The 24,434-nt window shown below is 65.6% G+C and carries 20 protein-coding genes; 13 read left to right on the forward strand and 7 right to left on the reverse strand.

Annotation, left to right across the window (positions count from 1 at the left end; genetic code table 11):
• The first annotated feature begins 7 nt into the window (after positions 1 to 7).
• The 6 genes from AACY13_RS20225 (at position 8) to AACY13_RS20250 (ending at position 8,369) form a co-directional block, all read left to right on the forward strand.
• Entirely contained in the window at positions 8 to 1,168 is a 1,161-nt protein-coding gene (locus AACY13_RS20225; protein ID WP_339463376.1) for an acyl-CoA dehydrogenase family protein, read from the forward strand.
• A 10-nt stretch (positions 1,169 to 1,178) separates the two neighbouring features.
• Entirely contained in the window at positions 1,179 to 3,266 is a 2,088-nt protein-coding gene (locus AACY13_RS20230) for an acetate--CoA ligase family protein (RefSeq protein WP_339463377.1), read from the forward strand.
• A 36-nt stretch (positions 3,267 to 3,302) separates the two neighbouring features.
• On the forward strand, positions 3,303 to 4,913 hold the full coding sequence (locus AACY13_RS20235; RefSeq protein WP_339463378.1) for a 5-guanidino-2-oxopentanoate decarboxylase: 1,611 nt from the start codon (positions 3,303 to 3,305) through the stop codon (positions 4,911 to 4,913).
• Between the two features lie 76 nt (positions 4,914 to 4,989).
• Positions 4,990 to 6,180: a pyridoxal phosphate-dependent aminotransferase gene (locus AACY13_RS20240; protein ID WP_339463379.1), complete on the forward strand. Its 1,191-nt coding sequence runs from the start codon at positions 4,990 to 4,992 to the stop codon at positions 6,178 to 6,180.
• The gene (locus tag AACY13_RS20245) at positions 6,173 to 7,591 is read left to right on the forward strand and encodes an aldehyde dehydrogenase family protein (RefSeq protein ID WP_339463380.1); all 1,419 of its coding nucleotides are present in this window, start codon (positions 6,173 to 6,175) and stop codon (positions 7,589 to 7,591) included. The genes AACY13_RS20240 and AACY13_RS20245 overlap by 8 nt, the downstream gene beginning before the upstream one ends.
• 70 nt (positions 7,592 to 7,661) lie before the next feature.
• Positions 7,662 to 8,369, forward strand: coding sequence for an NAD(P)H-dependent oxidoreductase (locus tag AACY13_RS20250; RefSeq protein WP_339463381.1), 708 nt, complete (start codon positions 7,662 to 7,664; stop codon positions 8,367 to 8,369).
• Between the two features lie 94 nt (positions 8,370 to 8,463).
• Here the strand turns inward: AACY13_RS20250 and zwf are convergent, their stop codons facing one another.
• Positions 8,464 to 9,951, reverse strand: a complete 1,488-nt coding sequence (gene zwf / locus AACY13_RS20255) for a glucose-6-phosphate dehydrogenase (protein ID WP_339463382.1) — start codon at positions 9,949 to 9,951, stop codon at positions 8,464 to 8,466.
• Positions 9,952 to 10,061: 110 nt separating this feature from the next.
• Here zwf and hexR point away from each other — a divergent pair, with 110 nt between their 5' ends.
• Both hexR and AACY13_RS20265 read left to right on the forward strand, forming a co-directional pair.
• Positions 10,062 to 10,928, forward strand: coding sequence for a transcriptional regulator HexR (gene hexR, locus AACY13_RS20260; protein WP_339463399.1), 867 nt, complete (start codon positions 10,062 to 10,064; stop codon positions 10,926 to 10,928).
• A gap of 245 nt (positions 10,929 to 11,173) precedes the next feature.
• Positions 11,174 to 11,398, forward strand: a complete 225-nt coding sequence (locus AACY13_RS20265) for a PA3496 family putative envelope integrity protein (protein WP_339463383.1) — start codon at positions 11,174 to 11,176, stop codon at positions 11,396 to 11,398.
• Here the strand turns inward: AACY13_RS20265 and AACY13_RS20270 are convergent.
• Positions 11,340 to 12,302: a LysR family transcriptional regulator gene (locus AACY13_RS20270; RefSeq protein ID WP_339463384.1), complete on the reverse strand. Its 963-nt coding sequence runs from the start codon at positions 12,300 to 12,302 to the stop codon at positions 11,340 to 11,342. The two genes, AACY13_RS20265 and AACY13_RS20270, sit on opposite strands and share 59 nt — an antisense overlap.
• A gap of 233 nt (positions 12,303 to 12,535) precedes the next feature.
• Between AACY13_RS20270 and AACY13_RS20275 the strand changes: the two genes are divergently transcribed.
• From AACY13_RS20275 to glsB, 5 genes are all read left to right on the forward strand, one after another.
• Entirely contained in the window at positions 12,536 to 13,951 is a 1,416-nt protein-coding gene (locus AACY13_RS20275; RefSeq protein WP_339463385.1) for an acetyl-CoA carboxylase biotin carboxylase subunit, read from the forward strand.
• Positions 13,952 to 13,967: 16 nt separating this feature from the next.
• The gene (gene oadA / locus AACY13_RS20280; RefSeq protein ID WP_445262598.1) at positions 13,968 to 15,782 is read left to right on the forward strand and encodes a sodium-extruding oxaloacetate decarboxylase subunit alpha; all 1,815 of its coding nucleotides are present in this window, start codon (positions 13,968 to 13,970) and stop codon (positions 15,780 to 15,782) included.
• Positions 15,783 to 16,182: 400 nt separating this feature from the next.
• Positions 16,183 to 17,124, forward strand: a complete 942-nt coding sequence (locus AACY13_RS20285; protein WP_339463386.1) for a sodium-dependent bicarbonate transport family permease — start codon at positions 16,183 to 16,185, stop codon at positions 17,122 to 17,124.
• A 1-nt stretch (position 17,125) separates the two neighbouring features.
• Positions 17,126 to 17,428, forward strand: a complete 303-nt coding sequence (locus AACY13_RS20290; RefSeq protein ID WP_339463387.1) for a P-II family nitrogen regulator — start codon at positions 17,126 to 17,128, stop codon at positions 17,426 to 17,428.
• A gap of 215 nt (positions 17,429 to 17,643) precedes the next feature.
• Positions 17,644 to 18,552, forward strand: a complete 909-nt coding sequence (glsB, locus tag AACY13_RS20295) for a glutaminase B (protein ID WP_339463388.1) — start codon at positions 17,644 to 17,646, stop codon at positions 18,550 to 18,552.
• Between the two features lie 72 nt (positions 18,553 to 18,624).
• On the opposite strand, the gene AACY13_RS20300 is transcribed toward glsB, so the two are convergent.
• The 5 genes from AACY13_RS20300 to AACY13_RS20320 all read right to left on the reverse strand — a co-directional run.
• Positions 18,625 to 20,055, reverse strand: a complete 1,431-nt coding sequence (locus AACY13_RS20300; protein WP_339463389.1) for a nucleobase:cation symporter-2 family protein — start codon at positions 20,053 to 20,055, stop codon at positions 18,625 to 18,627.
• Positions 20,056 to 20,169: 114 nt separating this feature from the next.
• Entirely contained in the window at positions 20,170 to 21,525 is a 1,356-nt protein-coding gene (locus tag AACY13_RS20305; RefSeq protein ID WP_339463390.1) for an 8-oxoguanine deaminase, read from the reverse strand.
• A gap of 199 nt (positions 21,526 to 21,724) precedes the next feature.
• Positions 21,725 to 22,180: a GNAT family N-acetyltransferase gene (locus AACY13_RS20310; protein ID WP_339463391.1), complete on the reverse strand. Its 456-nt coding sequence runs from the start codon at positions 22,178 to 22,180 to the stop codon at positions 21,725 to 21,727.
• A 90-nt stretch (positions 22,181 to 22,270) separates the two neighbouring features.
• Positions 22,271 to 23,257: an asparaginase gene (locus AACY13_RS20315; protein WP_339463392.1), complete on the reverse strand. Its 987-nt coding sequence runs from the start codon at positions 23,255 to 23,257 to the stop codon at positions 22,271 to 22,273.
• 230 nt (positions 23,258 to 23,487) lie between these two features.
• On the reverse strand, positions 23,488 to 24,434 hold a 947-nt coding region (locus AACY13_RS20320; protein WP_339463393.1), incomplete at its 5' end, for an alanine/glycine:cation symporter family protein.

Below are 24,434 nucleotides of genomic sequence, written 5' to 3' on the forward strand. Positions count from 1 at the left end.
AACCATGATGAATTTCCAACTGAGCCAAGAACAAGAAATGCTGGTCGACGCGGTGCGCAGCTTTGTCACCAAGGAACTACTGCCCCATGAAGAAGCCGTCGATCGCGCCGATGCGGTGTCGCCGGAGCTGGCCGCACAGATTCGCGGCAAGGCCATCGCCGCCGGTTTCTATGCCTTCAACATGCCCGAGGAAGTGGGTGGCGGTGGCCTCGATTATCTGTCCCAGGCGCTGATTGAGCGTGAGCTGTCCAAGGTCTCCTGGGCGCTGCACGTGTTCGTCGCGCGTCCCTCGAAGATCCTCATGGCCTGTAAGGGCGAGCAGATTCAGGACTACCTGCTACCGAGCGTGCAGGGCGAGAAAATCGACTGCTTCGCCCTCACCGAACCGGGTGCTGGCTCCGACGCCAACGCGATCAAGACCCGCGCGGTGCGCGACGGCGACGACTTCGTGATCAACGGCAGCAAACACTTCATCAGCCACGCTGGGCATGCCGATTTCGCCATCGTTTTCGCCGTTACCGACACCTACGAGCACAACGGCAAGAAGCGCAACGCCGTGACCTCCTTTCTGGTCGACAAGGGCACCCCGGGCATGACGATCCGCCGCGGGCCGAAATGCGTCAGCAACCGTGGCTACCACACCTATGAAATGTTCTTCGACGACTGCCGCGTACCGGCCTCCAAGGTTTTGGGTGAAGTCGGCAAGGGCTGGGAAGTGGCCAACGCCTGGCTGACTGCCGGCCGGGTGATGGTTGCCGCCAACTGCGTCGGCCAGGCCCAACGTGCGCTGGACGTGTCCTTGCAATGGGCGGCGGACCGCAAGCAGTTCGGCCAGCCGATCGGCACTTACCAGGGCATCTCTTTCAAACTCGCCGACATGGCCACGCAGATTCGCGCCGCCGAACTGATGACCCTGCACACCGCCTGGAAGATGGACCAGGGCACGATGACCGACGGCGAGGCCGGCATGGCCAAGCTGTTCGCCAGCGAAACCCTCGGCACGGTCGCCGACGACGCGGTGCAGATCTTCGGCGGCATGGGCCTGATGGACGAAGGCCCGGTCGAACGCATCTGGCGCAACGCGCGGATCGAGCGGATCTGGGAAGGCACCTCGGAGATCCAGCGCCACATCATCTCCCGCGAATTGCTGCGGCCGTTGCTGCGCTGAGGGTCTGAGCATGAGCCAACGTGAAAATCTCAAGCGCCTGCTGGCACCCAAGCACCTCGCTTTTATCGGCGGGCGCAGCATGGCCCAGGCACTCAAACGCTGCGCCGAGGGTGGTTTCGAAGGCCAGCTGTGGCTGGTTAACCCGCAGCACGCCGAGCTTGAAGGCGTGCCCTGCGTACGTTCGGTGGCCGAGCTGCCGTGCGGGCCGGATGCGGTGTTTATCGCCACCAACCGCGAGCTGACCCTCAAGTGCGTGGCCGAACTGGCCGCCAAGGGTGCGGGCGGGGCGATTTGCTACGCCTCGGGTTTCGCCGAAACCGGAGCCGGGGGCCTGGCTCTGCAACAGCAACTGCTCGAAGCCGCCGGTGACATGGCGCTGCTCGGGCCGAACTGTTACGGCCTGCTCGACTACCTGCACAGCGCCGCTCTGTGGCCGGTGGCGCATGGCGGCAAGGCGGTTGAGCAGGGCGTGGCGGTGCTGACCCAGAGCGGCAACTTCGCCTACAACCTGTCGATGAGCGACCGCTCGCTGCCCATCGCCTACATGGCCTCGGTCGGCAACCAGGCGCAACTCGGCGTCGCCGAACTGATGGACGTGCTGCTCGACGAACCGCGCGTCACCGCCATCGGCCTGCACCTGGAAGGCTTGAAGAATATTCCCGGCTTCGCCCGCGCCGCCTACAAGGCGTTGCAGCAGGGCATCCCGGTCATCGCGCTGAAAACCGGTGTGTCCGAGATCGGTGCCGAACTGGCGCTCAGCCACACCAGCTCGCTGGCCGGCTCCGACGCGTTGTACGACGCGTTGTTCGAGCGTCTCGGGGTGATTCGCGTCAGCGGCCCGGTGAGCTTTATGGAAACCCTCAAGGCGGCCGCCTGCGGCAATCTGCCGAGCGGCCCGAGCCTGGTGGCACTGGCCTGCTCCGGTGGCGATGCCGGCTTGATCGCCGACTACGCCGAGCGCAATGGCCTGAGCTTGCCGAAGCTCGACGACAGCCAACGTGCGGAGCTGGTCGAGGTGCTGCCGAGCTACGCCAATATCGCCAACCCGCTGGACTTCACCACCGCCATCTGGGGTGACGGCGCGGCGCTGGACAAAATGCTCGACTGCGCCCTGCGCACCGACGCGGATGCCGCCTTGCTGGTGCTCGACTACCCAGGTGAGGAAACCGGTGAGCGGCTGCAATGTGACCTGCTGCTGGAGCTGTACTGCGCGGCGCTCAAGCGTCACGCCAAGGTCGGCTGCGTTGCCTCGGCCTTTCCTGAACTGTTACCGGCGCACGCCCGCGAGCTGCTGCACAACCAGGGCGTCGCTGCTTTGCAGGGCGTTGAAGACGGCCTGGCTGCCTGGGGCCGGATCGCCCATTACCGCCAGCAGAGAGAAACCTTGCTGGCGCGTGGCGAGGCGGCGCTGGTGCCGCTCTGCCCGCAGGCGCTGCACAGCCAAGGTCGGCTGCTCGACGAGTGGCACTCCAAGCAGGCTTTGTGCTCGTTTGGCCTGCCACTGCCGCAAGCCTTGTTGAGCACGCCAGCGCAGGCCGTGGACGCCGCGCGCCAGCTCGGTTTCCCGCTGGTGCTCAAGGCGGTCAGCAGCGATCTGCCGCACAAGACCGAAGCCGGCGCGGTGGCACTCAACCTGGCGGACGAGGCGGCGCTGCAAGCGGCCATCGGCCAGATGCGCCAGCGCATCGCGGCCTACGCACCGGGTGTGGCTTTCGATCAGGTGTTGCTGGAACGCATGGCCCCCGCGCCGTTGGCCGAGCTGATTGTCGGCATCAAGCGTGAAAACGATTTCGCTCTGGCACTGGTGATCGGTGCCGGTGGCATCCTCGTCGAGCTGCTCAAGGACAGCCGCAGCCTGCTGCTGCCAACCACCGACTGTGCGATCCGCGCGGCCTTGCTCAGCCTGCGCAGCGCGCCCTTGCTGCAAGGGTTCCGCGGACGTGCGGCGGTGGATCTGGACGCGCTGGTGCAGGCGATTCGCGCCGTGGCGGATTACGCCTGCGAGAACGCCGGGCAGCTGCTGGAACTGGACGTGAACCCTCTGCTGGTGAATGCGCAAGGTGCCGTCGCGGTCGACGCGCTGATTCGCCTCGGCTAGCCCTTGTTCTAGCCCAGGTATTGATGAGGATTTGACATGCAATCAGAACAAACCTTGACCGGCGGCCAAGCCCTGGTCCGCCTGCTGGCCAACTACGGCGTCGACACCGTGTTCGGCATTCCCGGGGTGCACACCCTGGAGCTCTATCGCGGCTTGCCCGGCAGCGGCATTCGCCATGTGCTGACTCGCCACGAGCAGGGTGCCAGCTTTATGGCCGACGGTTATGCGCGGGTCAGCGGCAAGCCGGGTGTGTGTTTCATCATCACCGGCCCCGGCGTGACTAATGCCGCCACCGGTATCGGCCAGGCCTACGCCGACTCGATTCCGATGCTGGTGATTTCCAGCGTCAACCACACTGCCAGCCTCGGCAAGGGTTGGGGCAGCCTGCATGAAACCCAGGATCAGCGCGCCATGACCGCGCCGATCACCGCGTTCTCGGCGGTGGCCTTGACCGCCGCAGACTTGCCCGAGCTGATCGCCCGCGCCTACGCCGTGTTCGACAGCGAGCGCCCGCGCCCGGTGCATATCTCGGTGCCGCTGGATGTGCTCGCCGCGCCCATCGCACGGGACTGGAGCCATGAAGTGGTGCGCCGCCCAAGCCGTGGTGTGCCAGCCAGCGCTGTGCTGCAACAGGCGCTGGCGAAGCTGCAAGCGGCGCGGCGGCCGATGATCATCGCCGGTGGCGGAGCGCTGCAGGCCGGCGCGGAATTGCAGGCACTGAGCACGCGCCTGGCCGCGCCGCTGTTCACCAGCGTCGCCGGCAAGGGTTTGCTGCCGCCTGACGCGCCGCTGCATGCCGGCTCGACCCTGTGCGTCGAGCCGGGCTGGGAGTTGATCGCCGAGGCCGATGTGATCCTTGCGGTCGGCACCGAAATGGCCGACACCGACTACTGGCGTGAGCGCCTGCCGCTGACCGGCGAAGTGCTGCGCATCGACATCGACCCGCGCAAGTTCAACGACTTCTACCCCTGCGCCGTGGCCCTGCATGGCGATGCACGGGAAACCCTGGCGGCCTTGCTGGCGCGCCTGCCGGAACAACCGCGCGAAGCCAGCGCGGCGATTGCCGCGGTCAGCGCCTTGCGTGCGGCGGTCAAGGCCGGGCACGGGCCATTGCAGCTGATCCACCAGGCGATTCTTCAACGGGTCGCCGCCGAGCTGCCGGACAACGCCTTTATCAGCACCGACATGACCCAGCTGGCCTACACCGGCAACTACCTGTTCGCCAGCCGCGCGCCGCGTAGCTGGCTGCATCCCACCGGCTACGGCACGCTGGGCTACGGCCTGCCCGCCGGCATCGGTGCCAAGCTGGGGGCACCGCAACGCCCGGGGCTGGTGCTGGTCGGCGATGGCGGTTTTCTCTACACCGCCCAGGAACTGGCCACCGCCGTGGAGGAGCTGGACAGCCCGCTGGTGGTGCTGTTGTGGAACAACGATGCCCTGGGGCAGATCCGCGACGACATGCTCGGTCTGGATATCGAGCCCATCGGCGTGTTGCCGCGCAACCCGGACTTTATCGGCCTGGCCCGTGCCTTCGGCTGCGCGGTGCGTCAGCCGCAGAGCCTGGACGACTTGCAGGTCGACCTCGCGGCCGGTTTCGCCCACCCCGGTGTGACCCTGATCGAACTCAAGCACGCCTGCGCCCAATAACCGGGGCAATGGGTAGGGTGCGCCGTGCGCACCCTACGAAGCCTGGCCGCCCCGCTGCCAGCCAAAGGAGACATCTATGCGTTATTCGCAACTGACCCAACGTATCGCCGGCGACGGTGCCGCCGCCTGGACCATCCACTACCGTGCCCTGGAGCGCCAGGCGCGTGGCGAGGACATTCTTCTGCTGTCGGTGGGCGACCCGGACTTCGACACCCCGCAGCCGATCATCCAGGCCGCCATCGACAGCCTGCTGTCCGGCAACACCCACTACGCCGAGGTGCGTGGCAAGCGCGAGCTGCGTCAGCGCATCGCCGCGCGCCACAGCCGCCGCAGTGGCCAGGCTGTGGACGCCGAGCAGGTGGTGGTGCTGCCCGGGGCCCAGTGCGGGCTGTTCAGCGTGGCCCAGTGCCTGCTCGATCCCGGCGACGAGATCATCGTGCCGGAGCCCATGTACGTGACCTACGAAGCGGTATTCGGGGCCTGCGGGGCCAAGGTGGTGGCGGTGCCGCTGCGCGCCGAACACGGCTTTCGCCTGCAGGCCGCCGATGTCGCGGCCGCCATTACCCCGCGTACCCGCGCCCTGGCGCTCAATAGCCCGCACAACCCCTCCGGGGCCAGCCTGCCGCGGGCCACCTGGGAGGCCATCGCCGCGCTGTGCATCGATCATGATTTGTGGCTGATCTCCGACGAGGTGTACAGCGAGCTGCTGTTCGAGGGCGAGCACATCAGCCCGGCCAGCCTGCCGGGTATGGCCGAACGCACGGCGACGCTCAACAGCCTGTCCAAGTCCCACGCCATGAGTGGCTGGCGGCTGGGCTGGGTGGTGGCCCCGCGGTCGCTGGCCGGGCACCTGGAGAACCTCGCCCTGTGCATGCTCTACGGTCTGCCCGACTTTATTCAGGATGCCGCCTGCGTGGCCCTGGAAGCCAACCTGCCGGAGCTTGAGGCGATGCGCGAAGCCTATCGCCAGCGCCGCGACCTGGTCTGCACCACCCTGCAGGACTGCCCCGGCCTGCGCGCCCTGAAGCCGGACGGCGGCATGTTCGTCATGGTCGATATTCGTCCCACCGGCTTGTCCGCCCAGGCCTTCGCCGAGCGCCTGCTCGACCTGCACGGCGTCTCGGTGCTGGCCGGCGAAGCCTTCGGCCCCAGCGCCGCCGGGCATATCCGCGTCGGCCTGGTGCTGGGCAGCGCGCCGCTGGCTGAGGCCTGCCGACGAATCGCCCGCTGCGCTGCGGAACTGATGCAGGAGAAAGTGTGTGCATAACCACAACAAGCTGTTTATCGACGGCACCTGGCAAGCCCCCCATGGTGGCGGCCTGGCCGAGGTACTTAATCCGGCCACGGAACGCGTGATCGGCCGCGTGCCGCTGGGTGACGAGCGCGATGTGGATCGCGCCGTACTGGCCGCGCGGCGCGCCTTCGGTCCTTGGTCGCGCACCCCGTCCAGCGTGCGTGCCGGTTATATCCGCGCCCTGGCCGAGCGGTTGCAGGCGCGCGCCGACGAGATGGCCGCGCTGATCACTGCCGAGTTGGGTATGCCAGTGCAATGGTGCCGCGCGGTGCAGGTAGATGGGCCGATCGAAGGCCTGCGCAGCTACGCCGAGATGGCCGCGTTGATGGATCAGGTGCGCGAGGTCGGTAACTCCCTGGTGCTACGCGAAGCGGTGGGCGTGTGCGCCTTTATCAATCCCTGGAACTACCCGCTGCACCAGCTGCTCGGCAAACTGGCGCCGGCCCTGGCCGCGGGCTGCACCGTGGTGCTGAAACCCAGCCAGGAAACCCCGCTACACGCCTTTCTGCTGGCCGAGATAATCCAGGCCTGCGACTTGCCGGCCGGGGTGTTCAACCTGGTCAGTGGCCCCGGCAGCAAGGTCGGCGAGGCGCTGGCGCGGCACCCGGACGTGGACATGGTTTCCTTTACCGGCTCCACCGGTGCCGGGGTGCGGGTGGCCGAAGCCGCTGCCCCGACGGTCAAGCGCGTGTGCCTGGAGCTGGGCGGCAAGTCGCCCTTTATCGTCGGCGCGGATGCGGATCTGGCGGCGGCGGTGCGCCATGGCGTGCAGGACGTGATGATCAACTCCGGGCAGACCTGCACCGCATTGACCCGCATGCTGCTGCCAGCCAGCCGCTATGCCGAGGCCCTGGAGCTGGCCCGCGCCGAGTGCGAGACGCTGCGCCTCGGCGACCCGCTTGATCCGCTGACCTTTATCGGCCCCATGTGCTCGGCCGGTCAGCGCCGCACCGTGCAGGACTATATCCGTCTGGGCCAGGAGGAGGGCGCGCGCCTGCTCTGTGGCGGCAGCGACACGCCGGCGGGGCAGGAGCGTGGTTATTATGTGCGACCGACGCTGTTCGCCGATGTCGACAACCGCATGCGCATCGCTCAGGAGGAGATCTTCGGCCCGGTGCTGTGCCTGATTCCCTATGCCGATGAGGCTGAGGCCGTTGGCATGGCCAACGACTCGCCGTTCGGCCTGTCCAGCGCGGTGTGGACCGTCAGCCGCGAACGCTCGCTGCAACTGGCGCGGCAACTGCGCGCCGGGCAGTGCTTCGTCAACGGCGCGGCCTTCAACTACCGCGCGCCCTTCGGCGGCTACAAGCAGTCCGGCAATGGCCGCGAGTGGGGGGAAGAAGGGCTGGCCGAATTCGTCGAGACCAAGGCCATCCAGTTGTGATCCGTAGGGTGCGCCGTGCGCACCAGCCATCGAATCGGTGCGCAAGGCGCGCCCCGGTGAAGGAGTTGTTATGAAGGTACTGATAGTCCACGCCCACCCCGAACCCCAGTCTTTTACCGCGGCCTTGCGCGACCTGGCGCAGGAGACCCTGCAGGGCCAGGGCCATGAGGTGCAGGTCTCCGACCTCTATGCGATGAACTGGAACCCGGTGGCCTCGGCCGCCGATTTCACCGCGCGGGCCAATCCGGATTACCTGGTCTATGCCCTGGAGCAGCGCGAAGGGGTCAAGAGCGGCGAGCTGGCGGCCGACATCCAGGCCGAGTTGGACAAGCTGCTCTGGGCCGACCTGCTGATCCTCAATTTTCCGCTGTATTGGTTCTCGGTGCCGGCCATGCTCAAGGGCTGGATCGACCGGGTGTTGGTCTCCGGCGTCTGCTATGGCGGCAAGCGTTTCTACGACCAGGGCGGTCTGGCCGGCAAGCAGGCCCTGGTCAGCCTGACCCTGGGCGGGCGCGAGCATATGTTCGGCGAGGGGGCGATCCACGGTCCGCTGGAGGACATGCTGCGCCCGCTGCTGCGCGGCACCCTGGCCTATGTCGGCCTGCAGGTGCTGGAACCTTTCGTCGCCTGGCATGTGCCCTATATCAGCCACCAGGCCCGCGAGGATTTTCTGCGGGCCTACCAGCAGCGTCTTGAGGGGCTGGCGCAGGAGCAGCCCCTGACATTTCCACGCCTGGAGCAGTTCGATGAGCGGCTCTATCCGCTCAACCCGGTTTAACCGCTTGAATCTTTCGGGTGCGCCATGCGCACCTGGGCAGATAGCCGGTTCTCGGTGCGCACGGCGCACCCCACGGAATGGTCGGGCCGGGCGGCTATTCCATCCACTGCCGACCGTGGCGTTCCAGCAGGTTCTGTAGCTGTTCCGGGCCGTTGCTGCCGGCCGGGTAGGGGCGCGGGCTCTGGTGGTGCTGGTGCCAGCCCTTGATGATCGGGTCGATCCAGGCCCAGGCGGCTTCCACTTCGTCGCGGCGCATAAACAGCGTCGAGTCGCCTTCGATCACGTCCAGCAGCAGGCGTTCGTAGGCGTCCCAACGGCGTTGCTTGTTGAAGGCGTCGGCCAGGTTGAGGTCGAGCTCCACCGGCTGCAAGTGCATGCCCTTGCCTGGGCTCTTGCCCATCAGTTGCAGGCTGATGCGTTCTTCCGGCTGCAGGCGGATCAGCAGGCGGTTGGCTTCGCCGCCGCCGAACAGCTGGTGCGGCACCGGCTTGAACTGGATGAGGATTTCCGAGCTCTTGTGCCCCAGGCGCTTGCCGGTGCGCAGGTAGAAGGGCACGCCGGCCCAGCGCCAGTTGTCGATCTCGACCTGCACGGCGACGAAGGTTTCGGTGTCGCTGTCGTTGTCGACGTTCTTTTCGAAGTAGTAGGCCGGGACTTCCTGGCCGCCGATCTTGCCGGCGCTGTACTGGCCGCGCACGGTCTTGTCGCGCACATCCAGACCGGAGATGGGTTTCAGCGCTTCGAGGATCTTCACCTTCTCGTTGCGCACCGCCTCGGCGTCGAAGCGCACCGGGGCTTCCATGGCCACCAGGCAGAGCAGCTGCAGCAGGTGGTTCTGGATCATGTCGCGCATCGCGCCGGCGTTGTCGTAGTACGCGCCGCGATTCTCTACGCCGAGGGTTTCGCACACGCTGATCTGCACATGGTCGATATGCCCGGCGCGCCAGATCGGCTCGAACAGCGCGTTGGCGAAGCGCAGGGCCATCAGGTTCTGCACGGTTTCCTTGCCCAGGTAGTGGTCGATGCGGAACACCCGCGATTCGTCGAACACCGCGCCGATGGCGGCGTTGATCGCCTGGGCCGACTGCAGCGAGTGGCCGATGGGTTTTTCCAGGACGATGCGGCTCTTGGGCCCGGCCAGGTTGGCCACCTGCAGGTGTGTGGCGATGTCCTCGAACAGGTCCGGGGCGGTGGCCAGGTAGTAGATGCGCACCCGCTCGGGGTCGCTGCCCAGGCGCTTGCCCAGGCGACCGAAGTCGGCGCTCTGGCTGGCGTCCATGGCGAAGTAGTCGAGGCGCGCGGCGAAGCTGGCCCAGGTGTCGTTGTCGAAGTCGGCGCGGGCCACCTGGGCCCGGCAATGACGTTCGGCCAGGGCCTGATAGGCTTCGCGGCTGTGCTGGCTGCGGGCCAGGGCGAGGATGCGCGTATCGCCATGCAGGCGGCGGGCGCGATGCAGGTGGTAGAGCGCCGGCAGCAGTTTATGCAGGGCCAGATCGCCGGTGCCGCCAAACACCAGCATGTCGCAGGGAATGCTCAAGGTGGGAACTCCGACTCGGTTTATAAGTGCGAGGGAGGCGGCCATGTAGTATAACTACAAGGCCACTACAACCCGTCGTGCGCCGATCATAACCGAGTCATTACTCCCATGAGGCGTGCTTGATGGATTCGCTAGCCAAAATCGAGCCTATTTCTGTGAACCTGTTGCAGCACATTGCCCAGTCGCGTCATCTGTTACGCAAATCCGAACTCAAGGTGGCCGACCACGTGCTGCTCGATCCCGCCTCGGTGATGCACAGCTCCATGGCCGAGCTGGCCCACAGTGTCGGTATCAGCGAGCCGACCATCGTGCGTTTCTGCCGCGCCATCGGCTGCACCGGCTTTCAGGACCTCAAGCTGAAGCTGGCGCAGAGCCTGGCCGCCGGTGCCAGCTTCGGCCAGTTCGCGATCCATGAAGACGATTCGGTGGCCGACTTCAGCCTGAAGATCTTCGACACCACCCTGCACACCCTGATCGAGGTGCGCGAGAAGCTCGACACCCAGGCCCTGCAGCGCGCCATCGCCGCCATCGCCAATGCCCAGCGCGTGGAGTTCTACGGTTTCGGTGCGTCCGGTGCGGTGGCGGCGGACGCCCAGCACAAGTTCTTCCGCCTGCTGCTGACCGCCGCCGCCTATTCCGACCCGCATATGCAGGCGATGAGCGCGGTGACCCTGAAACCCACCGACGTGGCCATCTGCATTTCCCAGTCGGGGCGCTCCAAGGATCTGCTGATCACCGCCAACCTGGTGCGCGAAACCGGCGCGACCCTGATCACCCTGTGCCCCAGCCAGACGCCCCTGGCCGACCTGGCCACGGTCAACCTGGCCATCGACGTGCAGGAAGACACCGAGATCTACACCCCGCTGACCTCACGTATCGCCCACCTGGTGGTGATCGACGTGCTCGCCATGGGCGTGGCCATGGCCCGCGGCCCGGGCCTGGTAAACCACCTCAAGAGCGTCAAGCGCAGTCTGCGCAGCCTGCGCCTGTCGCCCAAGGCGCATAAGAACGTCGAAGACTGAAAGGGCTAGGCGCTGACTTCGTAGGGTGACGCGGGGCCGCCTAGGTCATGCGCACCAGCGTCGGCTGCAGATGCTCGGTGCGCACGGCGCACCCTACCCATTGCGGTCTCTGCAGGCAGTGCCACTTTTCCCCAGGCGGCCCATGCAGCAAGGTCATTGATACATAACCTATTGCGCGGCCATCAAAGCGTCATATCCCTGGCCGATGCTGTGACTCCCGTTATTCAGCTTGGGAGTTGCACCCTATGTCTGCTTACTTGGATAAAGCCCAGAGTCACGCCACCAGCGAGGCCCGTGCCCGGCGCAAAGTGATTGACCAGCGCCGCATGGAATACCGTCGCGCCATCGAAAGCTATGCCGAGCAGCGCCAATTGCAGCAGCAACTGGCCGACTTTCCCGAGCTGATCGCGGCTAACTACCTGACGGCCGCCCAGGCCCTGGGGCGGCGAAGCGCTCAGCCAGGGCGTTGATCTGGCTGCGCTGATCGCGCACGAAGGCGAAAAACGCCTGGGCCACCGGCGACAGGTATTTGCTCCGCGGGTGCACCAGGCACCAGCTGTGCAGCAGCGGCAATTCGGCCACCGGCAGTTCGCGCAATGCGCCGCAGTCCAGCTCGCGGCGCACGGCGTGACGGGGCAGCAGGGCCAGGCCGAGGCCGGCGATCACCCCTTCGCATTGGCCTTCCATGGAGCCGACTTCCAGGGTCTGGGCGAAGTGCGCGCGCTTCTGGTGGCAGTAAGCCTCGCAGGCCTGTCGGGTGCCGGAACCGGCCTCGCGGATCAGCAGGGGCCAGGCGCTGAGGTCGTGCAGGGTCAGCCCGTTCTGGCCGCACAGCGGGTGGTCGGCCGGAGCCACGGCGATGATCGGGTTGTTGAGAAAGGGCAGAAACTCCAGATTCAGGTCGGTCGGTACCTGGGACATGATCAGCAGGTCGTCGCGGTTGGCGTTCAGCCGCTTGAGCGCCTGGCTGTGATTGGTGACCACCATCTGTAGGCTGACTTCGGGGTATTGGCGACGAAAAGCGGCGAACAGGTGGGGAACGAAGTATTTGGCACTGGACTCCACCGCCAGGCTCAGTTGCCCCTGCAGTGAGCCCCGCAAGTCGCCCAGCTGCATGTCGAGGCTCTCCAGGCGGCCGAAGATATCTGCGCTGGCAAGCTGCAGGGCTTCGGCGGCGTCGGTCAGGTAGAGCTTCTTGCCGACATAGTCGAACAGCGGCTGGCCGAGCAGTTCCTCCAGCTGGCGAATCTGCAGGCTGACCGCCGGCTGGGTCAGGGCCATTTCCTCGGCCGCGCGGCTGTAGGAGCGCTGGGCGCACACCGCACGGAACACCTGCAGTTGACGAAAAGTCATACGCAGCAGTGACTTACGCATGGTTATTGGCTCGCGAAGGGTTGCGCTCTGAGCGGCGCAGGGTGGCTGCGGGCCTTCGCCAGAAGGCCGTTTCGGGCTGACTATAAGTCTTTACTAATGCTTAGCCCAATAAATACTGATTTTTGTTAATCGCTGGCGGAGCGTAGCTTAATTGCATAACCGCAAGCTGAGCTGCGGTCATCCGTCGACCGCTTTCCGCGGTCGCCTGCTGACGCGATCGAGGACCCAGGCCCGTGATCAAGAAAATTCTCATAGCCAACCGCGGCGAGATTGCCGTGCGCATCGTGCGCGCCTGCGCCGAGATGGGCATTCGCTCAGTGGCGGTCTATTCCGATGCCGACAGCATGGCCCTGCACGTCAAGCGTGCCGATGAAGCCCACAGCCTCGGTGCCGACCCGCTGGCCGGCTACCTGAACCCGCGCAAGCTGGTCAATCTGGCGGTGGAAACCGGCTGCGATGCCTTGCACCCGGGCTATGGTTTTCTCTCGGAAAACGCCGAGCTGGCGGAGATCTGCGCCGAGCGTGGGATCAAGTTTATCGGCCCCTCGGCGGAAGTGATCCGCCGCATGGGCGACAAGACCGAGGCGCGGCGTAGCATGATCAAGGCCGGCGTGCCGGTGACGCCGGGCACCGAGGGCAATGTCGCCGATATCGCCGAGGCGCTGCTCGAGGGTGATCGCATCGGTTATCCGGTCATGCTCAAGGCCACCAGCGGCGGTGGCGGCCGCGGCATTCGCCGCTGCAACTCGCGGGAAGAACTGGAACAGGCGTTTCCCCGGGTGATTTCCGAGGCGACCAAGGCCTTCGGCAGCGCCGAGGTGTTCCTGGAAAAGTGCATCGTCAATCCCAAGCACATCGAGGCGCAGATTCTCGGCGACAGCTTCGGCAACGTGGTGCACCTGTTCGAGCGCGACTGTTCGATCCAGCGGCGCAACCAGAAGCTCATCGAGATCGCCCCCAGCCCGCAGCTGACCCCCGAACAGCGCGCCTATATCGGCGACCTGGCGGTGCGCGCGGCCAAGGCGGTGGGCTACGAGAACGCCGGTACCGTGGAGTTCCTCCTGGCCGAGGGCGAGGTGTACTTCATGGAGATGAACACCCGGGTACAGGTGGAGCACACCATCACCGAGGAAATCACCGGCCTGGACATCGTCCGCGAGCAGATCCGCATCGCCAGCGGCCTGCAGCTGTCGGTCAAGCAGGAGGACATCATCCATCGCGGCTTCGCCCTGCAGTTCCGCATCAACGCCGAAGACCCGAAGAACAACTTCCTCCCCAGCTTCGGCAAGATCACCCGCTATTACGCCCCCGGCGGCCCCGGCGTGCGCACCGACACGGCGATCTACACCGGCTACACCATTCCGCCCTACTACGACTCGATGTGCCTGAAGCTGATCGTCTGGGCGCTGACCTGGGAAGAGGCGATGGACCGCGGCCTGCGCGCCCTCGACGACATGCGCGTGCAGGGGGTGAAGACCACCGCCGCCTATTACCAGGAAATCCTGCGTAATCCGGAGTTTCGCAGCGGCGAGTTCAACACCAGCTTCGTCGAAAGCCACCCGGAATTGACCGAGTACTCGATCAAACGCAACCCGTCGCACCTGGCCATCGCCATCGCCACCGCCATTGCCGCCCACGCCGGCCTGTAGGGGAAGGATTCAGAACATGAGCAAGTCCAAGAAAATCACCGTTACCGATACCATCCTGCGCGATGCCCACCAGTCGCTGCTGGCCACGCGCATGCGCACCGAGGACATGCTGCCGATCTGCGACAAGCTCGATAAGGTCGGTTACTGGTCGCTGGAAGTCTGGGGCGGCGCGACCTTCGACGCCTGCATCCGCTTCCTCAAGGAAGATCCCTGGGAGCGCCTGCGTCAGCTCAAGGCGGCGCTGCCCAATACCCGTCTGCAGATGCTGTTGCGCGGACAGAACCTGCTCGGCTATCGCCACTACAGCGACGACGTGGTCAAGGCGTTCGTGGCCAAGGCGGCGGTCAACGGCATCGATGTGTTCCGCATCTTCGACGCGATGAACGACGTGCGTAACCTGCGCGTCTCGATCGAGGCGGTGAAGGCCGCGGGCAAGCATGCCCAGGGCACTCTGGCCTACACCGTCAGCCCGGTGCACACGGTCGAGGCTTACGTGAAGCAGGCCCAGGCCATGCAGGCGATGGGCATCGACTCGGTGGCGATCAAGGACATGGCCGGCCTGCTGACCCCCTATGCGGCCTTCGACCTGGTCAAGGCGCTGAAGGCCGAGGTCGACCTGCCGGTGTTCGTCCACAGCCACGACACTGCGGGCCTGGGTGCGATGTGCCAGCTCAAGGCGATCGAGGCCGGTGCCGACCATATCGACACCGCCATCTCCAGCATGGCCTGGGGCACCAGCCACCCGGGCACCGAGTCGATGGTCGCCGCGCTCAAGGGCAGCGCGTACGACACCGGCCTGGACCTGGAGCTGTTGCAGGAGATCGGCCTGTACTTCTATGCGGTGCGCAAGAAGTACCACCAGTTCGAGAGCGAATTCACCACGGTGGACACCCGGGTGCAGGTCAACCAGGTGCCGGGCGGGATGATGTCCAACCTGGCCAACCAGCTCAAGGAGCAGGGCGCGCTGGACCGCATCAACGAAGTGTTCGCGGAGATCCCGCGGGTGCGCGAAGACCTGGGCTTTCCGCCGCTGGTCACCCCGACCTCGCAGATCGTCGGCACCCAGGCGGTGTTCAACGTGCTTGCCGGCGAGCGCTACAAGACCATCACCAACGAGGTGAAGCTGTATTTGCAGGGCCGCTACGGCCTGGCCCCAGGCAAGATCAACGAGAAGCTGCGCAAGCAGGCGATCGGCAGCGAGGAGGTGATCGACGTGCGCCCGGCCGATCTGCTCAAGCCGGAAATGGCCAAGCTGCGCGGCGAGGTCGGTGCCCTGGCCAAGTCCGAGGAAGACGTGCTGACCTACGCCATGTTCCCGGACATCGGGCGCAAGTTCCTCGAGGAGCGCGAGGCCGGCACCCTGGCCGCCGAACCCTTGCTGCCGATCCCCGAAGCCGGCGGCGTGGCCCAGGCGGGTGGCGAGGGCGTGCCGACCGAGTTCGTCGTCGACGTGCACGGCGAGAGCTACCGGGTCGACATCACCGGGGTCGGCGTCAAGACCGATGGCAAGCGCCACTTCTACCTGTCCATCGATGGCATGCCGGAAGAGGTGGTGTTCGAGCCGCTCAACGATTTCGTCGCCGGCACCGGCGGCAAGCGCAAGCAGGCCAGCGCCCCAGGCGATGTCAGCACCAGCATGCCGGGCAATATCGTCGATGTGCTGGTCAAGGTCGGCGACGCGGTCAAGGCCGGCCAGGCGGTGCTGATCAGCGAAGCGATGAAGATGGAAACCGAAGTGCAGGCCCCGATTGCCGGCACCGTCAAGGCGGTGCATGTGGCCAAGGGCGACCGGGTCAACCCGGGCGACGTACTGGTGGAAATCGAAGGTTAACCTCGAAGCCCCGGGCTGCTTGGACAGGCATTCGAACAGATTGCCGGGGCTTCTTTTTTATTCACGAGCGGCGCGCTGCCTTTCAGTAGGGTGCGCCGTGCGCACCAATCAGGCGAGGAACCACAGATGCGCACAGCGCACCCTACGAGACTCGGCGGCGCTAGCTAGACGCAACAGGGTTAAGTCCCTTGGGAGCCGCAAGGCTCCATTTTTTCCGGCTATGCCCCGCGCGACCTGTTACGCCAGCTCCCCGCCGGCGGGCAGGTCGCACGGCCCGGGTTTCAGCACTGCCTGGGCTGGGGCATAGCCTTTTCTTCAGCAGGTCGTTTTTCAACGGACTGTTAGCGCCATGTGACGCGGCAAGCGTCTATGGTCAGGTAGTCAACGAGAGGGTTGCGCGGTGGGGCTGGATCCGGTGGTGCTGTTCTTCGTCTTCGGCCTGACAGCCGGCCTGCTGAAAAGCGAGCTGAAGCTGCCACCGGCGCTCTACGAGACGCTGTCGATCATACTGTTGCTGGCCATCGGTCTGCACGGCGGGGTGGAACTGGCCGAGCAGGCCAGTTGGCAGTTGCTGGGCCAGGCGGGGCTGGTGCTGGGGTTGGGCGTGGCCTTGCCGCTGCTGGCCTTTGCCGTGTTGCGCGGGTTGCGCTTCGACCGGGTCAATGCGGCGGCGGTGGCGGCGCACTACGGCTCGGTCAGCGCCGGCACCTTCGCGGTGGTGGTGGCCTTTATGCTGGCCAAGGGCATCGCGTTCGAAAGCTATATGCCGCTGTTCGTCGCCATCCTCGAGATCCCGGCGATTCTGGTCGGCATCCTGCTGGCCAAGGGTCTGTCGCGGGACACCGACTGGCGCGAACTGGGCCGGGAGATCTTTCTCGGCAAGAGCATCATGCTGCTGCTCGGCGGTCTGATTATCGGCGCGGTTGCCGGCAAGGAGGGCATCAAGCCGCTGGAGCCGCTGTACACCAGCATGTTCAAGCCGGTGCTGGCGTTCTTCCTGCTGGAGATGGGCCTGATCGCCTCGGGGCAGCTTGGCGCGCTGAAACAGTTCGGCCTGCGCCTGCTCGGCTTCGCCCTGCTGATGCCACTACTCGGGGCGCTGGTCGGTGCACTGCTGGGGCGCATGATGGGGCTGAGCCTGGGCGGCACGGCGATGCTCGCCACCCTGGCCGCCTCGGCGTCCTATATCGCCGTGCCGGCGGCCATGCGCCTGGCCTTGCCGGAGGCCAACCCGTCGCTGTCGCTGACCGCCTCGCTGGGCATCAGCTTCCCCTTCAATATCCTGATCGGCATCCCGCTGTACTTGGCGCTGGCCGAACAACTGATCGCCTGGGGGCTTTGAGATGAACGCACACACCCGCACCCTGCTTACCGTGATCTGCGAGGCGGCCCTGGAGAAGAAACTGCTGGCCGACCTGGAAACCCTCGGCGCGCCCGGCTGGACCCTCTCCGACGCCCGCGGTCGCGGCGGCCGCGGTGTGCGCAGCGCCGGTTGGGAGGCCGAAGGCAATATCCGCGTGGAGATCATCTGCGCCCGGGACGTGGCCGAACGCATCGCCACCCACCTGCAGGACAGGTACTACGCCAACTTCGCCATGGTCTGCTACCTGGCCCAGGTGGAAGTGCTGCGCGCGGAAAAGTTCTAGCAAGCGCGCTCCCGTGCGCGATGGCTGTGTAGGGTGGATGACGCCTTTTTCATCCACCATCGCGGTCTGCTGGATGGGTAAAGCGTCATCCACCCTACGGGTCGTCGACAGGGAATCCAGGCTTCGGGATGCCATTGCGGTGTGATCCGCTGCGCCGCGTGGGCGTCTATCAGCCATCGTCCGGGGTGGCCCCGGGCCCTGCTGCGAGCCCGAGCATGCAAGCGCTGTTGAATGAGATTCTCGATGAAGTCCGCCCGCTGATCGGCCGGGGCAAGGTGGCCGATTACATCCCCGCTCTGGCCGATGTGCCGGCCAACCAGCTGGGCATCGCGGTGTACAGCAACGAGGGTGAGTTGTTCTGCGCCGGCGATGCCGCAACGGCGTTCTCGGTGCAGAGCATTTCCAAGGTGTTCGGCCTGGTGCAGGCCATCGAGCATTCCGGCGAGGCTATCTGGCAGCGCCTGGGCCACGAGCCGTCCGGGCAGCCGTTCAACTCCCTGGTGCAGCTGGAGTTCGAGCGTGGCCGGCCACGCAATCCCTTTATCAATGCCGGGGCCCTGGTGATCTGCGATATCAACCAGTCGCGCTTCGCCGCGCCGGTGCCGTCGCTGCGCGATTTCGTCCGCCGCCTGGCCGGCAACCCGCTGGTGGCGGTGGACAACCGGGTGGCCGATTCGGAATACCAGCACCGCGCGCGCAACGCCGCGGCGGCCTACCTGATGCAGTCCTTCGGCAATTTTCATAACGATGTGGAGACGGTGCTGCGCAGCTATTTCAGCCATTGCGCCCTGCGCATGAGCTGCGTCGACCTGGCGCGGGCCTTCTGCTTTCTGGCCAACGACGGCTTCTGCAAGCACAGCGGTGTGCAGATTCTCACGCCCAGACAGACCAAGCAGGTCAACGCGATCATGGCCACCAGCGGCCTGTATGACGAGGCCGGCAACTTTGCCTACCGGGTCGGTTTGCCGGGCAAGAGCGGCGTCGGCGGCGGCATCGTCGCGGTGGTGCCGGGGCGCTTCAGCGTCTGTGTGTGGTCACCGGAACTGAATGCCGCCGGCAACTCCCTGGCCGGGATCAAGGCCCTGGAGCTGCTTAGCGAGCGGATCGGCTGGTCGGTGTTCTAGCGGCCCGAACAGGCCGAGAAGGTATGCCCCGGCTGTATCGACCTGGGTCGATACAGCCGGGCTGGTTGCCGGTTAGCCCAGTTCGGAGCTGACCTTGCTTTGCGCCTGAGACCCGTCGGCGGCAAGCTCTGGCAGCTCTTCGTTAGCCTCCTCCGGCATCAGTATATTCAGCAGTATGGCCGCGAAGGCACCGATGGTGATCGGCGAGCCGAAGATGTTCTTCAGCGCCTCGGGCATCTGCGACAACGCCTCGGGGACGCCGGCAACACCCAGACCCAGGCCGATGGAAATCGACACGATCAGCATGTTGCGCCGGCCCAGGCCCGCCTCGCTGAGAATCTTGATGCCGGCCACCGCCACGGTGCCGAACATGATCAGGGTGGCACCGCCGAGCACCGGCTTGGGCATCAGCTGCAGCACCGCGCCGATCTGCGGGAACAGGCCGAGCAGCACCAAGATGCCGGCGATATAGAAGGCCACGTGGCGGCTGGCCACGCCGGTCAGCTGGATCACCCCGTTGTTCTGGCTGAAGGTGGTCATCGGCAGGCTGTTGAACAGCGCGGCCATGGCCGAGTTGATGCCGTCGGCCAGGACCCCGGACTTGATCCGCGACAGATACAGCGGGCCGCTGACCGGCTGGCGCGAGATCATCGAGTTGGCGGTCAGGTCACCGGAGGTTTCCAGCGGGGTGATGAGGAAAATCACCGCTACAGGGACGAAGGCCACCCAGTCGAAGTGGAAACCGTACTTGAACGGCACCGGCACGCTGACCAATGGCACCTGAGCCATGTTGGCGAAGTCGACCATACCGGTGTACCAGGCGGCGAGGAAGCCCAGGGTCAGGCCGATAACCACAGCCGACAGGCGCAGCATCGGCGACTTGGCGCGATTGAGCAGGATGATGGTGGTCAGCACCAGCGCGGCCAGGCCGAGGTTGTGCAGCGAACCCAGGTCCTCGGCACCGAAGCCGCCGGCCATGTCGGTCATCGCTACCTTAACCAGCGACAGGCCGATCAGGCAGATGATGGTGCCGGTGACCACCGGGGTGATCACCTTGCGCAGCTTGATGATCACCTGGCTGAAGGCGATCTCGACGAAGGCGGCGCAGAAGCACACGCCGAAGATGGTGCCGAGTATGTCCTCCGGGCTACCGCCGCGGCCCTTGACGATAAAGCCGGCGCTGAGGATCACGCTGAGGAAGGCGAAGCTGGTGCCTTGCAGGCACAGCAGGCCGGAGCCGACCGGACCGATCTTCTTGGCCTGGATAAAGGTGCCGAGGCCGGAGACAAACAGCGCCATGCTCACCAGATAGGGGATATAGGCACCGAGGCCGAGCACGCCGCCGACGATCAGGGTGGGGGTGATAATGCCGACGAAGCTGGCCAGCACGTGTTGCAGCGCGGCGAATGCGGCGGCGGCCGCCGGTGGGGTGTCGTGCAGCTGGTAGATGAGTTCGTTGTTGCCGGCCGGGGCCGACGCAGTCGCGTTCCGGGTATCAGTCATGATGAAAGCCTGCCATTAATTGTTATACGGTCATGGGCTTGCCTAGGGTGCGTGATGCCCCCAAGGCGGTGTTCTCATTCGCGAAGGCCGGCCGGAGCCGGCAGGGCCGCCGCCTTAACCGGCGATCAGGGCCTTGGCGGCCTGACGGTGGTCGGCGATCAGTTGGGCCACATCCAGACCCTCGATCTGCCCATCGATCACCCGCCACTGGCCGCCAATCATCATCCGGTCGGCCTTGTCGGCACCGCACAGCAGCAGCGCCGAGATCGGGTCGTGGCTGCCGGAGAAGCGCAGCTCGTCGAGCTTGAAGAAGGCCAGGTCGGCCTGCTTGCCTACCGCCAGTTCGCCGATATCAGTGCGCCCCAGCAGCTTGGCCGAGCCCTTGCTGGCCCAGCCCAACACCAGTTCTGGGGTGATCTTCTCGGCACCGTAACGCAGGCGCTGGATATACAGGGCCTGGCGCGCTTCGAGGATCATGTTCGAGGCATCGTTGGACGCCGAACCATCGACGCCTAGGCCGATTGGCGCACCGGCCGCTTCCAGTTCCAGGGTCGGGCAGATGCCCGAGGCCAGGCGCATATTCGAGCTCGGGCAGTGGCTGATGCCGGTGCCGGCCTGGCCCAGGCGGGCGATTTCGTCCGGGTTGAAGTGGATGCCGTGGGCCAGCCAGGTGCGCGAGCTGAGCCAGCCGACGCTGTCCAGGTAGTCCACGGTGCGCAGGCCGAAGCGCTGCAGGCAGAAGTCTTCTTCGTCGAGGGTTTCGGCCAGGTGGGTGTGCAGGCGCACGTCCAGCTCCTCGGCCAGTTCGGCGCTCTGGCGCATGATTTCCTGGGTCACCGAGAAGGGCGAGCAGGGCGCGAGGGCGATCTGGATCTGCGCGCCGTCGCCGCGCTGGTGGTAGGCGTGGATCAGGCGCTGGCTGTCAGCCAGGATCACCTCGCCCTGCTGCACGGTTTGCTGTGGCGGCAGGCCGCCATCGGCCTCGCCCAGGCTCATCGAGCCGCGGGTGAGCATGGCGCGCATGCCCAGCTCGCGTACCGCCTCGACCTGCACGTCGATGGCGTTTTCCAGGCCGCCGGGGAACAGGTAGTGGTGGTCCGCCGCGGTGCTGCAGCCGGACAGCAGCAGTTCGGCCAGGGCCACCTTGCTCGCCAGGGCGAGTTTTTCCGGAGTCAGGCGGGCCCACACCGGGTAGAGGGTCTTCAGCCAGGGGAACAGCGGCTGGTTGACCACCGGGCCCCAGGCGCGGGTGAGGGTCTGGTAGAAGTGGTGATGGGTGTTGATCAGGCCGGGCAGGACCACGTGCTCGCGGGCATCGAAGCTCTGCTGGCAGGGCGTGGCAGGTTGCTGACCGGCGGCCAGCAGTTCGACGATCACACCGTCTTCAATCACCAGGCCGCCGGCGGCGTCGAGGCTATTGGCGGTGAAGATGGCGAGGGGGTTCTTGATCCAGGTGCGGGTAGTAGCCATTGAGTTGGCTCCTCTGAAGTTAGGTTCAGGTTAGCCAGCTCAGTGTTTACCCTGTCTGCTGATCCAGGTCGTCGAGCCTGTGCGAGCGCCGACGTGGCGCAGAAGATAGCGCCGCCTGAGTGTGCAGGCAAGAGTGCCGACTAATATTTCTGACCGAACGGTCAACGTATAGTGGCGCGCCAACCTCGCCCAGCAGGCCTCAGAATAGCTTGCGGTACTGCACAAACCCCGAGCGCTCGGCGATGCGTTCGTACAGCAGCATGGCGCGGCTGTTGCTCTCGTGGGTCAGCCAATAGGTGCGCGAGCAGCCATGGGCCAGGGCCTCTTGGTAGACATGCTCGATCAGCTGGCGGCCGGCACCGCTGCTGCGTACATCCTTGGCGATAAACAGATCCTGCAGGTAGCAGTAGTCGCCGGTGGTCCAGGTCGAGCGGTGGTAGATCCAGTGCACCAGACCGATGGCCTTGCCCTCGTGCCAGGCCAGGGCGGCGTGCATGGGTTCGGCCGGGTCGAGAAAGCGCTGCCAGGTGATGTCACTGGTGGCCGCGGCGATCTCGGTCATATAGAAACGCTGATAGCCCTGCCACAGCGGTAGCCAGGCGGCGTGATCGGCGGCGCTGATCGGGCGGATCTCGACGGGTATACGGAAGGACATGAGACTAACCTCCTTGGCGGGCCTGCGCGCAGGCCGTCGGGTCTGACTGATCATCCTGGAACGCTTGGCCCCGGGCTGCAAGGGGCGCGTTTATTGCGCCCGCTCGCCGCACAGGTCGAGGCCGAACCAGTGTTCCACTTCGGTCTGCGAGAGACCCGCGCCGAGCAGGGCGAACAGCTTGCCCAAGGCGGCTTCGCGGGTCATGCCTCCGGCGGAAATCAGCCCGGTGGCGGCCAGCTGACTGCCAGCAGCATAGACGCCAAATTCGACATGGCCGTGCGCACACTGGCTGATGGCCGCCAGCACCACGCCGCGCTGGTGCGCCGCCTCGAGGGTCGCCAGCAACTCGGCATCGCCCGCCGGTCCCGTGCCGCTGCCGTAGCATTCCAGCAGCAGGCCCTGTACACCGCTGTCCAGCAGGGCGCGCAGCTGGCTGGCCTGGACGCCGGGAAACAGCGGCAGCACGGCCAGATTGACCGGTTGGCGCAGCTGACGGTAGTCGATGCTGGCCGGGATGCTCTCGGCCCGCGGGCTCTGGCGCTGGCGCGGCAGCACGCTGAAGGCGTCGAAGGCATCGCTGCGCAGTTTGCTGACCCGCGCGCCATGCATCAGCGTGCCGTTGAAATACAGGTGCACGCCAGGCGCGACGCCAGCGTGCAGGGCACGCATGGCCCCGAACAGGTTGCCCCAGGCATCGCTGCCGTCGGCCCCCGCCGGCAGCATCGAGCCGCTGAGGATCACTGGCGCGGGCAGGCCGAGCAGCAGAAAGCTCAGGGCCGCTGCGCTGTAGGCCAGGGTATCGGTGCCGTGCAGCAGCAGGACGGCGTCGCAGCCGTCCTGTTCGACGCCGGCGCGAATCGCCGCGACCATGGCCAGCCAGTTGTGCTGGTTCATATTGGCGCTGTCGATGGGCGGCAGCAGCTCGGCAAAAGACCATTGTGGCAGTGGCTGGGCTTCGCGTTTCTGCTGGGCGCGTACCCGCGCTTCGAAGCCGGATGCCGGGGCCAGGCCCTCGGCGCTCATCTGCATGCCGATGGTGCCGCCGGTATAGAGCACTAGGAGTTTTTTACAACCCATAGGGGTTCTCCGTTTTTTATTGTTCTTAGAGTCTATTTACGATCTAGCGAGCTAGAGTCAGACAAGGCAAAAACAGCCGAGGAAGCGGAGTTTACAGCTGTAAATGAGCATTCCGAGGCTGTTTTTAACGCCGGATGGCCGATGCGCAGCAGATCGTAAACAGGCTCTATAAGAAAACAGGGGGCCTAGCCCCCTGTTTGTCAGATCAGTTGTCAGATCAAGCGGGCGACTTAACGCTGATGCACCGTGTTGCCGATTTCCGCCTGGTTGCTGGCCTTGGCGGCTGGCGCGCTGCTCGACCAGACGGCCGGGTCGAGGTCCAGGTCGGCGAAGTGCTTGGCGTCCAGCACCGGCGATTCGACGCCGGCCTTGCGCTGGTTGTCGTAGTCGCGCATCAGGCGCAGGCCGACCTTGAACAACAGGGCCAGGGCGACCAGGTTGCAGATGGCCAGCAGGCCCATGGTCACGTCGGCGAAGGCGAACACGGTGCCCAGATCCTGCACCGAACCCCAGAGTACCAGCGCCACCACCAGCACGCGGTAGACCATTACCGGGCCGCGCTTCTGGCTGAAGAAACCGAGGGCGTTTTCACCCAGGTAGTAGTTGTAGATCAGGGTGGTGAACACGAACATCAGCAGCGCAACGGTGACGAACACCCGGCCCCACTCACCGACCACACTGGCGACTGCGGTCTGGGTCAGCACCACGCCGGCGATATCCATACCCGGCTGATACACGCCCGACAGCAGGATAATCAGCGCGGTGCAGCTGCACAGGATCATGGTGTCGATAAACACGCTGAGCGACTGCACGATGCCCTGGGCCACCGGGTGCTTGACCTCGGCCACCGCGGCAACGTTGGGCGCACTGCCCAGGCCGGCTTCGTTGGAGAACAGGCCGCGCTTGACGCCCATGATGATGGCCGCGCCGATACCGCCGGCGAAGGCCGGTTCCAGACCGAAGGCGCTCTTGACGATCAGCGCCAGGGTGGCGGGGATGGCGTCGACATTGCTGCCGATCACGAACAGCGCCATGGCGATGTAGGCAAACGCCATCACCGGCACCAGCACGTCGGCGAACTTGGCGATGCGCTTGATGCCGCCGAAGATGATCAGGCCGATCACCACGGTCAGGATCAGGCCGCTGATATAGGTCGGCAGGCCGAAGGTGTCATGCA

It is taken from the genome of Pseudomonas sp. EA_105y_Pfl2_R69, from assembly GCF_963970915.1.
Classification (GTDB): Bacteria; Pseudomonadota; Gammaproteobacteria; order Pseudomonadales; family Pseudomonadaceae; genus Aquipseudomonas.